Here is a 16463-nt window from a genome sequence, read left to right on the forward strand (position 1 = left end):
AAAGATACAATATGAGTATTAGACATAATTAAGAAGAAAAGCTTATAATCAATGTGTAAGATATCAAAAACATATCTTACACATTTTTTGTATAGAGCAAACAAAATTCAAAGAAGGAGTTGATACTTTTGAGTAAGAAATTAGTCGCATATTTTAGTGCAAGCAAAGTCACAGAGAAAGTAGCCAATAAGATCGCAGAGGCAGCAGGAGCTGACATCTACGAGATCAAACCTGAAATTCCATATACAACCGCAGATTTAAACTGGATGGATAAAAAATCACGAAGCAGTGTAGAAATGAGTGATAAGACAATTCGTCCAGCCATCGCAGATAAAGATGCAAACGTAGAAGCTTATGATGAGATCATTTTAGGATTTCCAATCTGGTGGTATGTAGCACCAACGATCATCAATACATTTCTAGAAAGCTATGACTTTAACGGAAAGAAGATCGTTTTATTTGCAACATCCGGAGGAAGTGGATTTGGAAATACAGTCAGTGAGTTACAGCCATCTGTACCGGGTGCAGATATTGTAGAAGGAAAACTTCTAAACAGAGCAGACAAACAAACCATTGAAAAATTTGTAGAGACATTATAGGAGGAGAATGAAAAATGGCAAAGATCGTACAGACAGCAGGAAGAAATGTACTTGGAGAATTTGCTCCACAGTTTGCATATTTTAATGATGATGTATTATTTGGAGAAAACTGGAACAATGAAGATATCGATGTAAAAACAAGAAGTATCATTACAGTAGTAGCATTAATGTCACAGGGGATCACAGATTCTTCTTTAAAATTCCATCTTCAAAATGCAAAAGACCATGGAGTTACACAAAAAGAGATTGTAGCGATCATCACTCACGTAGGATTTTATGCAGGATGGCCAAAAGCATGGGCAGTCTTTAATCTTGCAAAAGAAGTATGGGAAGTCAATGAAGGAGATCTTCCATATGAAGATGAAGCAATGAGAGCACATGCCAAATCCATGGTATTCCCGATCGGAGAACCAAATGACGGATTTGCGCAGTATTTTGTAGGAAACAGTTATTTAGCACCGGTTTCTACAGAACAGGTTGGAATATTCAACGTAACATTCGAGCCATCATGCAGAAATAACTGGCATATCCATCATGCAAAAAATGGTGGTGGACAGATCATCATTTGTGTTGCGGGACGTGGATACTATCAGGAAGAAGGAAAAGAAGCCATCGAGATGAAACCAGGTGACTGCATCAACATCCCACCAGAAGTAAAACATTGGCATGGAGCAGCCAAAGATTCATGGTTCTCACATTTAGCAGTGGAAGTACCAGGAGAAGAAGCATCGAATGAATGGTGCGAAGCGGTATCTGATGAAGAATATGGAAAATTAAAATAAGAAATGATTTCTGGCAAAATATAAATACACACAAAAAAATCAATCGTAAATATTTGCGGTTGATTTTTTGTGCGTTTTAAGTTAATATGGAAATATGATAATAGGAATTATTATTGAAAATAAAATGTAAAAATGTTGTCATAACAACATAAAACAGGAAAAGATTTTGATAGAATCATAAATGCAAACAAAAGAAGCAATGCAAAAGGAGGACAAAATTATGAGTAAAGGAATAAATAGCAGAAAAGTAGCAGTGATCGGAACAGGATTTGTAGGTTCATCTTCTGCATTTGCATTAATGGAAAGCGGATTATTTACAGAAATGGTGCTGATCGATGCGGATAAGAATCGTGCAGAAGGAGAGGCTTTAGATATTTCCCATGGTCTTCCATTCGCAAGGCCGATGAAGATCGCAGCAGGAGATTATGATGATATCGTTGATGCAGCGATCATCGTTGTAACAGCAGGTGCGGGACAGAAACCAGGAGAGACAAGACTTGATCTTGTAAAGAAAAATGTGGCAATCTTTAAATCCATTATCCCAGAGATTGCAAAGAGGAACTGTAAAGGAATTCTTTTGATCGTAGCGAACCCAGTCGATATTCTGACACAGGTAGCAGTCAAATTATCAGGATTTCCAGAAAACAGAGTCTTTGGTTCAGGTACAACTTTAGATTCAGCCAGATTAAAATATCTGCTCGGAGAACATTTACAGGTGGATGCAAGATCTGTACATGCATGGATCATCGGAGAACACGGAGATTCAGAAATCGTAGCATGGTCAAGTGCCAATGTATCGGGAGTTCCAATTTCGGAATTTTGTGAGATGCGAGGATACACAAAACATGACGAACATATGGAAGAGATCGCACAGGGAGTGAAAAACAGTGCATATAAGATCATTGAAAAGAAAAAAGCAACCTATTATGGAGTTGCGATGGCGGTAAGAAGAATCTGCGAAGCCATCATTCGTGATGAGAAATCTGTATTACCAGTATCTTCTATCCAGCATGATACATACGGAATTGAAGGCGTTACATTAAGTATGCCAGCAATCGTAGGCAAAGATGGAATTGAGAAGCAAGTAAAAATCAAGCTGAATGAAAAAGAACAGGAAGCATTGAAGAAATCAGCAGGGGCTTTGAAAAAAGTATTAGCAGATCTGGATATATAATGTAAAACGAAAAATTAAAATATAGGTAAAAACAATCAGAAAATCAATCGTAAAAATTTACGATTGATTTTCTGCGTATATTTGTATATAATATAAGCAATAAAAATGAAAGGAAACAGCTGATATGCGTGAAACAAGGACATTAGAGTTTAAAGAATCCATTACCAATACATTTTTAAAAACAGTCAGTGCTTTTTCTAATTATGATGGTGGCAGTATTCTTTTTGGAATTGATGACGATGGAAATGTGAAAGGAATACCAGATCCAGTACAAGCTTGTTTAGATATTGAAAATAAAATTAATGATAATATTTCACCACAGCCTAATTATATCCTTGAATTACAAAATAATGATCAGACGATAAAACTTACAGTAAGACCAGGGGAACAAAAGCCTTATTTATATAAATCAAAAGCCTATAAACGAAATGATTCAGCAACGATAGAGGTAGATACACTGGAGTTTTCACGACTTGTTTTAGATGGAAAAAATATTAGATTTGAAGAATTGCCATGTAAGAAACAGAATTTATCATTCGATGTCTTGCAACATAAATTAAAAGAAAGTGTTCAAATTGAATTGTTTAATAAAGATACATTAAAAATATTGAATTTATATAATGATCAGAATGGATATAATAATGCAGCAGGCATTCTGGCAGATCAAAATGACTTTCCTGGAATTGACATTGTAAAGTTTGGTGAAAATATCAGCATTATCAAAAAGAGAGCAACATTTGACAATATATCTATATTGGAAGTGTATGATAAGTCAATTGATATATTTAGAGATTATTATCAATATGAAGTAATCGAAAGTGCTGATAGGAAGAAAGTAGAAAAGGTACCAGAAGCAGCATTCAGAGAAGCAATTGCTAATGCATTGATTCACAGAGTCTGGGATGTAGAATCACAGATTAGGGTTTTGATGTTCGATGATAAGATAGAAATAGTATCTCCAGGAGGTCTGCCAGCTGGAATTACGGAAGATGAATATTTGGATGGTAAAATTTCGGTATTAAGAAATAGAAATCTTGCAAATGTATTTTACAGATTAGGGTTTGTAGAGATATTTGGAACAGGGATTAAAAGAATTAAGCAACTTTATGAAGAAGGATTACAAAAACCAGATTTTGATGTAACAGAGAATACAATTAAGATAATTTTACCAATATTTGAAAAAAATGCGAATCTCACAGAAGACGAGAGAAGGATATATAAAGTACTAAGTAAAACGATGTTAAAATCAATCAGTGAGATTGCACCATATGTACCTTTTGGAAAATCAAAGACAACGCAGTTATTAAAAGAGATGAGGAAAAAAGGCGTTGTAGTTATTGCTGGAAGGGGAAGAGGTACGAAGTACAGGATTAAATAATTGATATGATTATAAATTCTCTTTGAACATAAAAATTAAAGAAGGAAAGGAAGATTTATATGACAACACAAGAAACAATCAAAAAAGCAGTTGATTATGCAAAAGAAAATAATATCAAAAATATTGTAGTTGCAACAACGACAGGTGGTAACCTTACATATCTGGAAGATGAAAAAGATTTACATATCGTCGGAGTTACAAACGTTTATGATCAGGGACGAAATCAGATGCTAGAAGAAACAAGAAAGCATTTTGAAGAAGCAGGAATGGACATTGTCACAGCAGGACACGCCCTAAGCGGTGCAGAAAGATGCTTTTCTACATATTTTGGAGGATATGGACCAATAGAAATTGTGGCTAACACACTTCGTATGTTCTCACAAGGTGTAAAAGTATGTGTGGAAGTAAGTACTATGGCACTCGATGCAGGTAAGATTCCATATCAGGAGAAGATCGTAGCGATTGCAGGAAGCGGAAGAGGAGCTGATACGGTGGTATTGCTGACACCATCTTATACTAGATCTATTTTGGATACGAAAGTACATAAGATTATTGAAATGCCAGAATAGGATATAGACAGGGAAAAGGATGTAGATTTATGAATCGAAAGAAGATTGCATTTATTTTATTTATTGTCATGATATTTTCAGAGCTGTTTGCAGGAATTGTATTTTTATTGCCAATCAGCGGCTTTTTTATGTATCCATTTGTATCAGGATTTGCAGTGATCATGGGAATACTTAGCGCGGTGCTTGCAAAGAATTTGATTGTAGTAAGAGTGCTTGCGATTGTGGCGGTTGTGTTTTGTCTGTTTACGATTGGTGCGGATCTGATGATGGTGTTGGAATTTATGGGTGTGATAGGTTAGAAAAACAAAATGAAAGAGGAAAATTAATTGGAAGGAAATTTAACAAAAGGACCAATTTTAAAAACACTAACGAAACTAGCAATTCCGATCATGGCATCATCGTTTCTAGGAACATTATACAATATTACAGATATGGCATGGATTGGCATTCTTGGATCAAAAGCAGTTGCTGGAGTCGGAGTTGGAGGAATGTTTACGTGGCTTTCGCAAGGCTTAGCAGCGATGTCAAGAATGGGCGGACAGGTACAAGTAGCGCAATGTATTGGACGTGGAGACAGGGAAAAAGCTCATAAGTATGCACAGGCAGCAGTTCAGCTGGCAACACTTATGGGACTTTTATTTGCAACCGTAATGCTACTGTTTTTACATCCGCTGGTAGGATTTTTTCAACTACAAGACCCAGAAGCATTGCAGGCAGCACTGTCTTACACAAAAATAGCCTGTGGTTTGATCGTATTTTCATTTTTGACACTAACATTAACAGGAATCTACACAGCACAAGGAGATTCCAAGACTCCGTTTGTGGCGAATTTCATAGGACTTGTAACAAATATGATCCTAGATCCATTGCTGATCTTAGGCTTAGGACCAGTAAACAAATTCGGAGTAAATGGAGCAGCAATCGCGACGGTGAGTGCACAGGCAATCGTTATGTCAATTTTAATCCTAGGCGTTGTGATAAGGAAAAAGGAGAATGTATTAAAAGGGATCAATCTATTTGCCAAAATTCCATTCAAATATCTAAAAGGAATCTGCAAGATCGGTATTCCAACAGCGATTCAGGGAATGGTTTATTGTGGAATATCCATGGTATTAACTCGCATGGTTTCAGGATTTGGAGCAGAAGCAGTGGCAGTCCAGAGAGTCGGAGGACAGATTGAATCTGTTTCATGGAATACAGCCGATGGATTTGGAACAGCTCTAAATGCATTTATCGGACAAAACTATGGAGCTGGAAAGATGGATCGTGTCAAAAAAGGATATAAAGCTTCATTGTGCAGCATTGGAATTTGGGGAATATTTATTACGATGATGTTTGTTTTTCAGCCAAAAGCAATTGCACATATTTTCTTCCATGAACCAAAGGCAATTATGATTGCGATCGGATATTTGGTGATCATTGGATTAAGTGAAGCGTTTATGAGTGTGGAACTGATGACAGTAGGTGCGTTGTCTGGATTAGGAAAAACGCATTTATGCAGTGTGATCAGCATTTTATTTACTGGCGCAAGGATTCCGTTGGCAATTGTTTTAAGTGGGACATTGCTTGGTTTGGATGGTATTTGGTGGGCACTTTCTGTGACATCGATTGTGAAAGGAATCATTTTTGTGTGTACATTTTATAGGATTACAAGAGAAAACAGATAAATATACAGGCGGCATTTACCATAAGACACAGATTGACTTAACATATAATTCAAATCATATGGAAGGAAGCCGTCTGACACATGATCAGACACGATATATTTTCGAAACAAATATGATAGGAGTAGAAAATGAAGTTCTTAATGTAGATGATGTGCTTGAAACAGCCAACCATTTTTGCTGTATTGATATGATTATAGATCACGCGAAAATGACATTGACAGAGAAATTTATTATCAACCCGAAAGGTACATCTATCAGTAAACTAAGTAAGGCAAAGAAATCATTTACTGTAAAATGGAAGAAACAAAATACACAAACAACAGGTTATCGTCAGATATACTCAATGAACAGCAAATTTAAAACAGGAAATAAGTATGTTATGATAACAAGTAATAAAACAACCAGCAAGTCGATCAAAAAATTGAAAGCAAAGAAAAAGTATTATATAAGAATCTGTACTTATAAAACAGTAGGTGGTACAAAATATTATTCAGGATGGTCATCCGTTAAGTCGGTAACCACCAAATAAGCATACGAATTAGTTCAAGGAAGGTTTACTTATGAAAATATATATAGATTTTGATGATGTTATCTGCGAAACAGCAAAATACTTTACAAAGATTGCAAAAGAATTATTTGATATTGATGTTCCATATCGAGAAGTTCAGTTTTTTAATCTTCAGAAATCGTTTGATTTAAGTGAAGAACAGTATGATGAATTGATGAAAGCAGGGCATATTCCGGAAAATTTACTGGATTATGAAGAGACACCAGGAGCTTCCAAAGTGATCAACAAGTGGGTTGATGAAGGACATGAGGTTTCTGTTGTCACAGGAAGACCATTTGATTCTTATGAACCATCCAGAAGATGGTTGGATGAACATCATTTAGACAGAATCCCGATTTATTTTGTCGATAAATATGGACGAGAAACGTTCAAACAGGATCATACCTATAATCTGACATTGGATGAACTTTATCAGATGCACTTTGATTTTGCGATTGAAGACTCACCAGCTGCATTTGAGCATGTCCAGCATTTTAAAAATTGCAGAGTAGCTGTTTATGACCGACCATGGAATCAGAAGGCAAAATTTCCAGATGAAAGATTTGTGAGATGCATGAATTGGAAAGAAATTGATGATATATTTGAGAAAATTGTAAACAAAGAAACTATATAATAAAAAAATCTAAGGAGGTATCATATGAAATTACATAAATATTTTGCATTTGGTTCCCTGATCTGCATGATCATGGCTATGCTTTACGACGTTTTTCTGTATCAGAAGGTACGTGGTGGAGCCATGCAAGATGTCCTGAGCGAGAGACACCTAAAAATTTCAACATTCCGGAGACGGAAACCCGGCGTTCAGCCTTTTGGGCAGCTTCCGTATTCTCAGACACTTCAAGATAAATGGCTTCCGTCATTTTCCCGGAAGTCTTTCAGCCATTTTGTTAATGTGCTGTATCCGATGCCAAGATTTTCTGCACATCCACGTACTCCGAGATCTTTGTGATCTTGATAGTACTGGACTGCATCAAGTTTAAATTGTTTGTCATGTTGCTTTGCCATATGAGATCCTCCTTCAGCATGCCTCTATTGTATCATGCCTATGTGTATTTGGAATTTCTCATTTTGGCTTGTACTATTTATATTCTAGCATAAAAGATTCATACAATGGACTCTTAACAGTTCCGCCAAAGAAGAAACCTCTGTAACCTGCAGTTGGCCTTTTATAATATTTGGGTTTCGCTGTTATATGATAGTTTATATAAATTGCTGCGGCATTTTTTAAAGAAACCTTTCCACCATTTTTTATCTTTTTGGGTTTATTATTTTTATAACAGATTTCAATACTGTCCACCTTATAATTCTTGACAGTTTTAACAGTAATCTTTACTTTTGATTTTGGAGCAGTTCCTTTATCCTCTACCATCCAATGGCCTTTTGCAAGAGCAGCATAATTTTTAGAGCCGATCTTTATACTTGTAAATACTCGAGAGTGCTTTTTGAATGTTACGGCACAAGACAGGTTATAGCTCTTTCTATTCTGTTTTACTGTAAAACGGAGTTTTGTTTTTTCGCCATCTTTTACACAATGTATGGGACCTGGTGCCGTTTCTACAAAAATAGCGTTAAGACCAGCTGCTTTTGATGCGGTATAATATTTGTTAGATGATTTTACGTTTGTGATTACAGCGGACCTGGATAAATTCTTTATATAAATGTATCCATCTCCTTCTGTGGGCAGTTCATTTCCACTAATATAAGCACGATAAAACTCCAGAGTCTGTTTCTTCGGGCACTGAGGTGCCTTTGCTGCTGCGCTTACTGCTGTAGGTACTGCCAGGATTACGAAAAGGCATGCCAATAAGCTGACTAAAATGTTTCTTGTCTTTTTCACTTTGATTTTCCTCCTAATTATTTTGCTTTTTCATTTTGTGCTGCTGTTAATTTCTCTTTTTCCTTCCACTCCTTTCCCATTATAACGTGCCTAAAAGTTCTGCTTCAGCTATATTGTCAGACTTTCCCTTTGAGCCGTTATATTTTTACATCATTATAATAATCTTATTATAAGCAGTCAATATTTTCCAAGATCATAATTCACGAAAATCTTTTTCGTGGTTACCGTTCACAGTAACACGCTTCGCGGAATGTTACAGTGAACAATAACTTTTCGTGTTAATTGCAATTCAAACTTCCACTCAAGGAGCGTGTTCGAAAAAGGCTTTCCTATAACTAATCGGCAACTTTCTCCCTTTTATTGCCTCTTTTGATTATTAATAGTATGATTAGAGTGTCAAAAGGTACGCCCAATGAACCTTGAAAATTTCATATAAACCAACAAATCATCATCTATAGATGGTATAATAATCTCAGTTTATTTGAGAGGTGATTCCATGTCTTTTGCAAAAAATGAATGTCAGCAGTTAACTTTGGAGGATAGTATGTTTTACCTTACCGCCCCAATACTCCTGTAAATGTGATCGTTGGCGGTATGGTGCTTGAAGAGCTTATGGGGCTGATGGATGAGGAATTCATGGATTCCCTTCTTTTTGATATCCGTTTCCAGTATGCCCTCCATACTACCAGTTTTAAAGAGCAGCCTGTCAGTGACCGTACATTTAGCCGTTTCCGCAGAAGGTGTCTTACTTACGAAACAGAGACTGGCATTGACCTGATCCATGATACGGAAAAAGAACTCTCTGGGAAAATGGCAGCCCTAAACTTCAAGAAGCTGTTTGGATATCTGAACAGTGTGGGTTAGTGCGCCTTAATTCCCCAGATCAGTTAACAGAGCAGAAACAAGAACAGAAACGTTTTCGATGTAAGAGCATCGTTAAAAGTTGGGCTGCAGATGGAGCAGGGTAAACTTCCATCTCATTAGATGTCTTAACTGGGCATCGAGCCTGACAGCTTGGATAAAGCTGTAGTCCACGTGGAGGACTTAATGATTTTCAAGTCGTTATGGGTATCTTAACTGGGTACCGAGGCTGACAACCAGCAGAAAACTCTTTTACAAAAGTAATTCTCACAAGAGTGTGGTTTAATGCCACACTCTCCTTTGCATGTGAGGTATAAGTGGCAACAAAGGTAGATAAGAAAAACGCAATACGACAAGGTATTACAGAGGCGGAAATCGTATATTTCCAAAATTTGGCAGGTAAAACATTTCTGTATGTTTGTGGAGATGAATATTTTGAAGTTTCTTTTCCAATAGATCACTTTCTACATTTAACAGGAGTGGAGACAAGACTTTCGGCCAAGGATTTTTATAAGAATGCAAAAAAATCTATTCTTACAAATAATCAGTTCTATTTTGACGCAAGACATGTATATGCAAATGCCAAAAGGAAACTTCCGTGTTTAAAACGCTTGCCGGAATTAACGAATGAAATGGTATGTGTTCTAAAAAATATGGAAACCATGACAAATACATATAAACTCAGCGTTACAAATTTGGAATTTACAGGAAGTGTGACAAGAAAGCCAAAACGGTATACTGGGAAAAAAAGATTAAGAAAAGAATAAAGAGCTGGTTTTAATTGTAAAATTTATGGGGAACTAACATCAGCTTATTGACATAAATTTAAAAATAAGTATAATAATAGTTGAGTAGTTGTTCAACTATTGTTATTTGGAGGTGAATATATGTCAAAAACGTCTTATATTTGTAATTGCGATGTAATTCATGAGGATATTGTGAATGATGTGAAATCCAAGATGCAGCCAAAAGATGATTATATCCAGTTGGCTTCTTTGTTTAAGCTATTTGGAGATGGAACTAGAGTACAAATCTTACACGCTCTAGAACAGAGTGAGATGTGTGTATGTGATCTTGCAGTGCTACTGGGGGTAACAAAATCTGCAATTTCGCATCAGTTAAAGGCATTACGCCTTGCGAATCTGGTAAAATTCCGTAAAGAAGCACAGATAGTTTACTACTCGCTGGCAGATGATCATGTGAAAGAGATTATTGACAAGGGATTTGAGCATCTTTGGCAGAAATAATATTTTTTAACATTATAGTTGAGTAATTGAACAACTAAACAAATTGTAAGGAGATTATCATGAAACGCATATTTCTATTAAAAGGGTTGGACTGTCCAAATTGTTCCGCAAAAATTGAAAAAGAAGTCGGAGAGTTGGATGGAGTGCAATCCTCAGTGGTAAATCTGATGAAGCAGACGCTTACAATCAATGTTACTCAGACAGCCGCAGATACGATAGCCAGTCAGATTGAAACGATTGTTCATAGTCATGAGCCAGATGTGGAAGTTCAGGAAGAAACCGTTATGAATGTTACAAAGAGTTATTCGTTAAAAGGATTGGATTGTCCGAATTGTTCCGCAAAAATTGAAAAAGAAGTCGGAGAGTTGGATGGAGTGCAATCCTCAGTGGTAAATTTGATGAAGCAGACGCTTACAATCAATGTTGCTCAGACATCCGCAGATACGATAGCCAGTCAGATTGAAACGATTGTTCATAGCCATGAGCCAGATGTGGAAGTTTCTGAAAATGTACAGGAATCTTATATACCGGAAAAAAAGCAGGAGGCCAATGAATCCTATAACAATGAGGATAAGAAGTTGACAGTTCGTTTAGCGATTGGTGCAGCAATCTATGCCATTGGTATGGCATTGACTGTTTTTGCGAAAGTGCGACTGCCTATCGAGTTAGCTTTTCTCATTGTTTCTTATGTTATTCTTGGTGGAGATGTTGTATGGCAGGCTGTGAGGAACATTTCAAAGGGGCGTGTATTTGATGAACATTTTTTGATGAGTGTTTCTACGATTGGGGCTTTTGTCATTGGTGAATATCCAGAAGCAGTTGCTGTTATGCTATTCTATCAGGTAGGTGAATTTTTTCAGTCATTGGCTGTTAAGCGTTCCAGAAAATCTATATCAGACTTAATGGATATACGTCCAGATTCTGCTACAGTAAGAAGAAATGGGGAATTGATTACCATATCTCCAGAAAATGTCTCCATTGGTGAGATTATTATTGTAAAGCCTGGTGAAAAAATTCCATTAGACGGTGTGGTATTGGATGGAGATTCTATGCTGGATACAAGGGCCTTAACAGGAGAATCAGTTCCGAGAAGTGTTCATAAAGGAGACGAAGCACTTTCCGGTTGTATGAATCAGACGGGTGTCTTAATGATTAAGACAACAAAAGCATTTGGTGAATCTACGGCTTCAAAGATTATTGATCTTGTGGAAAATGCGTCAAGCCGAAAAGCACCAACAGAAAATTTTATTACTACATTTGCACGTTATTATACACCTGTGGTTGTAATCTTAGCAGCTTTTCTGGCGATTCTGCCACCGATCATTCTTGGCGGAGGCTGGACAGAGTGGATTCGCAGAGGATTTGTTTTCCTTGTGGTATCTTGTCCATGTGCATTGGTTATTTCAATCCCGCTGACTTTCTTCGGCGGCATTGGTGCAGCATCTAAACGAGGTGTTCTTGTAAAAGGAAGCAATTATTTAGAGGCACTTAATAATGTCAGCGTTATTGTGTTCGATAAAACCGGAACACTTACAAAAGGTGTTTTCAATGTGACGGATATTTTGCCTGCAAATGGATTTTCAAAAGAACAGGTTCTGGAGTATGCGGCAGAGGCAGAGAGTTTTTCTAACCATCCTATTGCAAAATCCATTCTTGCTGCTTATGAAAAAGAAATTGATCAGTCAGTGATTTCTGATTATAAGGAAATTTCAGGATATGGAATCAGTGTAATGGCAGGGGAAAAGAAAGTTTTTGCTGGCAATACGAAACTTATGGATACAGAATGTATAGAGTACACAACCTGTGAAAAAGCAGGTACAAAAGTTTATTTGGCTGTAGATGGTCAATATGCAGGATGTATTTTGATAACAGATGAAGTGAAGCCGGATAGTAAAAAAGCAATTTCTGACCTGAAACATATCGGCGTGGAAAAAACAGTCATGCTTACCGGTGATGATGAAAAAATAGGGAAGTCTGTTGCAGAAGAATTGCAGTTGGATGAATATTATGCACAGCTGCTTCCTGACCAAAAAGTGGAAAAGGTTGAGCTTTTAGATAGTAAAAAGAGACCGGGAAGCAAATTGGCTTTTGTTGGTGATGGTATCAATGACGCTCCTGTCCTTGCCCGTGCAGATGTTGGTATTGCAATGGGTGGGCTTGGTTCGGATGCGGCCATTGAAGCAGCAGATGTAGTTCTGATGACAGATGAACCGTCTAAGCTGGTGGACGCGATTGAAGTAGCAAAAGCGACAAAACAGATTGTCATGCAGAATATAGTGATTGCTCTTGGGATTAAGAGTGTGTTCCTGATTCTTGGCGCTCTTGGTATTGCGGGAATGTGGGAAGCTGTATTTGGTGATGTAGGCGTTACCATAATTGCTGTTTTGAACGCAATGAGAATTTTGAAAAAATAGGAAATGAGGTGGAAATGTGAAACGAAAACTGATACTGTTAGTTGTTACGATTGTTTTTCTTGTAGGTTTTGGTGTCATTTTACATTCACCGCCTTCTATGATTGATGCAGTCACAGGAGCAACACCGAAGTCAAAAAAGGCGGCTCAAGCCTCCGCACAGTTGGAAGGCTCTTATGTTCTCGGTATTAATATGATGTCAGATGGTCTCGACAACGAGAACACCCGGAATAAATTAAAAGAATTGGCACTGGACGATTCGGAAACAAATGAAACAGATCTCATGAAAACGGACATTAGTTTTCGGTTATATGTATCTGAGACGGATTATCCGCTTGTCAGTTATGCTAAGAAACTCTGTGACAGGTTGAAACAGGCCGGTTTTTCCGTAGATCTGAAAGAGTACAGTAACACAATGATGCTATCAAGAGTGGTAAGTGGAAAGTATGATGTATTCCTGGCATCGGATGATTTTATTGACGTTACAACGCTAACACAGATGGACTATATGATCATGGACAGCGAAGAAATGAGGTGAGCGGGAATTTATGAGAAAATGGAATACGATTTTGTCTGTTTTAATGCTTCTCATTTTTATGATTCATGGAATCATGGGCAGCTTTATGCTGAACGGAGTTGGAAGTAGTGCAGGGAAACTTCTTGCATGGATTGGTGTTGGTATTCTTGTTGTGCATACGGTGATGGGTGTCATCCTGACAGTTCAGAGTTTACAGACAGCGAAGCAATCAGGAAAAATGTATCTGAAACAAAACGTCATATTTTGGGCGAGACGAGCCAGTGGGCTGGCAATACTGATCCTGCTGTTCTTCCATATTGGCTTGTTTGGAAAGGTGCAGAATGGGACATATATTTTGTTCCCTTTTACAACTGTAAAGATGGTAACTCAGCTTTTGTTCGTAGCGGCAATCTTTGTTCATATTTTTATCAATATACGCCCATTGCTCGTATCACTGGGAATCATTAGTTATAAAGAACGAAGGAGCGATATTTATTTGATCCTTTCGGTGCTTCTTCTTTTTATAGCGGGAGCGGTTATTTTATATTATATTGGGTGGCAATATCTATGAGTAAGACAATTATTATTATAGGTGCTGGACTGGCAGGACTTTCAGCGGCTTTGCAGGCAGCGGAAAATGGATGCAATGTAAAACTGGTTTCCTCCCTTCCGTCAGAGCGGGCACAGTCTGTTATGGCGGAGGGCGGTATCAACGCAGCTTTGAATACAAAAGATGAAAACGACAGTCCCGAAGAACATTTTACAGATACAATAAAGGCAGCATGTGGTCTGGCAGATCCAAATGCAGTTTGGGGAATGACACAGGCAGCACCGGAGCTGGTGCACTGGCTGCTAAAACTTGGAGTTAAATTTAACATGAGTGGCTATGATGATGTGGATCTGCGGAATTTTGGCGGGCAGAAAAAGAAACGGACTGCTTTTGCACAGAGCGATACCGGGAAGCAGATCATGACAGCTATGATAGACGCTGTTCGCAGGAAAGAAGCATCTGGTATGGTAGAACGGTTCAGCCATCATTCTTTCCTAACACTTCGTCTGTGTGGCAATATTTGTTGTGGCTGCGTAATCAGGGATGAATATAGTCAGGAGACTGCGGAATTACCGGGGGATGCGGTTATTGTTGCCACCGGTGGTATGCACGGATTGTTTGGAAATACAACGGGTTCGCTGAGCAATACAGGAGAAGTCACCGCAGAATTGTTCCGGCTTGGTGTTCCTCTGGCAAATGGCGAGATGATCCAGTATCATCCGACAACTGTGAAATGTGGTGGAAAACGCATGCTCATCAGCGAGGCGGCCAGAGGGGAAGGTGGCAGGTTGTTTGCCATGAAAGATGGAAAACAATGGTATTTCATGGAGGAAAAATACCCGGAGCTTGGAAATCTGATGCCACGAGATATTACCGCCAGAGAGATATGGAAGGTCAGCCATGAATCAGAGGTATTTCTTGACATGACGGAAATATCGGAGGAGATTATTTCAAATAAGCTATCTGGTCTGGCAGACGATTGTATGACCTATCTGCATAAAGATATACGAAAGGAACCGGTGTCTGTTTTACCGGGAATTCACTATTTTATGGGAGGCATTCTGGTGGATGAGCAGCACAGAACGCCGATTCAGAATCTTTGCGCTGCCGGAGAATGCTGTGCCCAATATCATGGTGCCAACCGTCTTGGTGGAAATTCTCTGTTAGGAGCGTTATACGGAGGACGTGTTGCGGCAAAATCAGCATGCGAACAGGCAGATGTAGTAGATCTATCTTGTGCGACACAGATAGATTTTCCACCAGCGTCTCAAATTTCAGAAATAAAGCAATTAAACAAAGTGATGCAGGAGACTATGGGCGTTGTCAGAAATGAGAATACGTTGTTAAATGGGATTCAAACGGTACAAGCGCTGACAGGAAATCTTCCATTGCTTGGCATGGCAGTTCTAAAGAGTGCTCTTGCAAGAAAAGAAAGCCGTGGTGCACACTGGCGGGAGGATTATCCGAAGAGCAATGACGATGATTACCTTAAAACAACGGTAGCCAGATTTGATGGAAAGCAGATACAGATTTCCTTTGTACCTGTTCCAGAAAGGCGGTGATTCACTTGGTATATAAAATAAGAATCAGGCGGCAGGAGAGTCAGAAATCAGACAGTTATTGGCAGGAATTTGAGTTTGACGGAAGCAAAAACAGCTCTGTTGCCAATGTTCTAAAGGAATTGAACAGTAGAACCCCTTTGAAAGATAATTCAGGGAATATAGTTACTCCCATTAGCTGGGAATGTAGTTGTATGGTGCGAAAATGTGGGGCTTGCGCCATGCTGATTAACGAACGTCCGAGGCTGGCATGCTCTACATTTCTACATACGTTAAAAGGTTCTACAATCACCTTGGAACCTTTAAGCAAATTTCCGCTTGTAAGAGATTTGATCGTTGACCGGTCAATTCTGTTTGAAAATTTGAAAAAACTGAACCTTTGGCTTGAAAGTGAAGCTTATATGAATCCGTGGACACATGAACCGAGATACCAGTCGGCACGCTGTCTGATGTGTGGCTGCTGCCTTGAAGTGTGTCCTAACTTCTCTGCAAATGGGACTTTCGCAGGCGCTGTTGCTGCAGTCAACGCATTTCGGATTCTGAATGAAGAACAGGAAAGCACTCATTTGAATGAGATTTCTGCTGAATATAAGAAGAAATATTTTGAGGGATGCGGGAAGTCGTTATCTTGTCATGATATTTGTCCGATTGGTCTGCCTGTGGAAGAACTGCTTGTAAGGTCGAATGCAGCGGCTGTTTGGGGCAAATAAAATGGAGGATAAAAGCTATAATGAATGTATGAAG

The 16463-nt window shown here is 38.2% G+C and carries 18 protein-coding genes and 2 pseudogenes; 18 read left to right on the forward strand and 2 right to left on the reverse strand.

From position 1 onward, the window contains the following. Positions 1-128: 128 nt before the first annotated feature. The 10 genes and pseudogenes from OCV53_RS04090 to OCV53_RS12585 all read left to right on the forward strand — a co-directional run. Positions 129-599 carry a flavodoxin gene (locus OCV53_RS04090; protein WP_055196662.1) on the forward strand — a complete coding sequence of 157 codons (471 nt, stop codon included), beginning with the start codon at positions 129-131 and terminating at the stop codon, positions 597-599. Between the two features lie 14 nt (positions 600-613). Beyond that, positions 614-1381 (forward strand): carboxymuconolactone decarboxylase family protein, encoded by a 768-nt coding sequence (locus OCV53_RS04095; RefSeq protein ID WP_055196663.1) that lies wholly within the window; start codon positions 614-616, stop codon positions 1379-1381. Positions 1382-1601: 220 nt separating this feature from the next. Further along, positions 1602-2555, forward strand: coding sequence for an L-lactate dehydrogenase (locus OCV53_RS04100; protein ID WP_172674544.1), 954 nt, complete (start codon positions 1602-1604; stop codon positions 2553-2555). Positions 2556-2679: 124 nt separating this feature from the next. Further along, a complete protein-coding gene (locus OCV53_RS04105) occupies positions 2680-3933 on the forward strand; it encodes an RNA-binding domain-containing protein (protein ID WP_055196665.1) in 1254 nt (417 codons plus the stop codon). Positions 3934-3992: 59 nt separating this feature from the next. After that, a complete protein-coding gene (locus OCV53_RS04110) occupies positions 3993-4502 on the forward strand; it encodes a pyruvate kinase alpha/beta domain-containing protein (RefSeq protein ID WP_022374375.1) in 510 nt (169 codons plus the stop codon). A 29-nt stretch (positions 4503-4531) separates the two neighbouring features. Next, positions 4532-4801 (forward strand): hypothetical protein, encoded by a 270-nt coding sequence (locus OCV53_RS04115; protein ID WP_022374374.1) that lies wholly within the window; start codon positions 4532-4534, stop codon positions 4799-4801. Between the two features lie 27 nt (positions 4802-4828). Continuing rightward, the gene (locus tag OCV53_RS04120) at positions 4829-6169 is read left to right on the forward strand and encodes an MATE family efflux transporter (RefSeq protein ID WP_022374373.1); all 1341 of its coding nucleotides are present in this window, start codon (positions 4829-4831) and stop codon (positions 6167-6169) included. Further along, positions 6129-6698 (forward strand): fibronectin type III domain-containing protein, encoded by a 570-nt coding sequence (locus OCV53_RS12520; RefSeq protein WP_022374372.1) that lies wholly within the window; start codon positions 6129-6131, stop codon positions 6696-6698. The genes OCV53_RS04120 and OCV53_RS12520 overlap by 41 nt, the downstream gene beginning before the upstream one ends. Positions 6699-6729: 31 nt before the next feature. After that, complete coding sequence (locus OCV53_RS04130) at positions 6730-7350, forward strand: 5' nucleotidase, NT5C type (RefSeq protein ID WP_022374371.1); 621 nt, start codon at positions 6730-6732, stop codon at positions 7348-7350. Positions 7351-7374: 24 nt separating this feature from the next. Further along, positions 7375-7431, forward strand: a pseudogene (locus OCV53_RS12585) (DUF6219 family protein); the annotation flags it as partial. Positions 7432-7574: 143 nt separating this feature from the next. On the opposite strand, the gene OCV53_RS04135 reads toward OCV53_RS12585, so the two are convergent. Both OCV53_RS04135 and OCV53_RS04140 read right to left on the reverse strand, forming a co-directional pair. Beyond that, complete coding sequence (locus OCV53_RS04135) at positions 7575-7742, reverse strand: helix-turn-helix domain-containing protein (protein ID WP_081019945.1); 168 nt, start codon at positions 7740-7742, stop codon at positions 7575-7577. 73 nt (positions 7743-7815) lie between these two features. Then, positions 7816-8574: a hypothetical protein gene (locus OCV53_RS04140; protein WP_055196666.1), complete on the reverse strand. Its 759-nt coding sequence runs from the start codon at positions 8572-8574 to the stop codon at positions 7816-7818. Between the two features lie 570 nt (positions 8575-9144). On the opposite strand from OCV53_RS04140, the pseudogene OCV53_RS04145 reads away from it, so the two are divergent. The 8 genes and pseudogenes from OCV53_RS04145 to OCV53_RS04180 all read left to right on the forward strand — a co-directional run. Further along, positions 9145-9438, forward strand: a pseudogene (locus OCV53_RS04145) (transposase); the annotation flags it as partial. A gap of 314 nt (positions 9439-9752) precedes the next feature. After that, positions 9753-10202, forward strand: a complete 450-nt coding sequence (locus OCV53_RS04150; protein ID WP_055196668.1) for a PBECR4 domain-containing protein — start codon at positions 9753-9755, stop codon at positions 10200-10202. A gap of 120 nt (positions 10203-10322) precedes the next feature. Further along, a complete protein-coding gene (locus OCV53_RS04155; protein ID WP_015512809.1) occupies positions 10323-10682 on the forward strand; it encodes an ArsR/SmtB family transcription factor in 360 nt (119 codons plus the stop codon). 59 nt (positions 10683-10741) lie between these two features. Continuing rightward, positions 10742-13096 carry a heavy metal translocating P-type ATPase gene (locus OCV53_RS04160; protein ID WP_055196669.1) on the forward strand — a complete coding sequence of 785 codons (2355 nt, stop codon included), beginning with the start codon at positions 10742-10744 and terminating at the stop codon, positions 13094-13096. 16 nt (positions 13097-13112) lie between these two features. Continuing rightward, on the forward strand, positions 13113-13631 hold the full coding sequence (locus tag OCV53_RS04165) for a DUF6921 family protein (RefSeq protein ID WP_008703789.1): 519 nt from the start codon (positions 13113-13115) through the stop codon (positions 13629-13631). 10 nt (positions 13632-13641) lie between these two features. Next, a complete protein-coding gene (locus OCV53_RS04170; protein WP_055196670.1) occupies positions 13642-14181 on the forward strand; it encodes a hypothetical protein in 540 nt (179 codons plus the stop codon). Beyond that, a complete protein-coding gene (locus OCV53_RS04175) occupies positions 14178-15722 on the forward strand; it encodes an FAD-binding protein (RefSeq protein WP_055196671.1) in 1545 nt (514 codons plus the stop codon). Before OCV53_RS04170 ends, OCV53_RS04175 begins: the two co-directional genes overlap by 4 nt. After that, positions 15719-16429, forward strand: a complete 711-nt coding sequence (locus OCV53_RS04180; RefSeq protein ID WP_009203877.1) for a succinate dehydrogenase/fumarate reductase iron-sulfur subunit — start codon at positions 15719-15721, stop codon at positions 16427-16429. Before OCV53_RS04175 ends, OCV53_RS04180 begins: the two co-directional genes overlap by 4 nt. The last annotated feature ends 34 nt before the right edge of the window (positions 16430-16463 follow it).

The sequence above is a fragment of the Anaerostipes amylophilus genome, from assembly GCF_025567365.1.
Taxonomy (GTDB): Bacteria; Bacillota; Clostridia; order Lachnospirales; family Lachnospiraceae; genus Anaerostipes; species Anaerostipes amylophilus.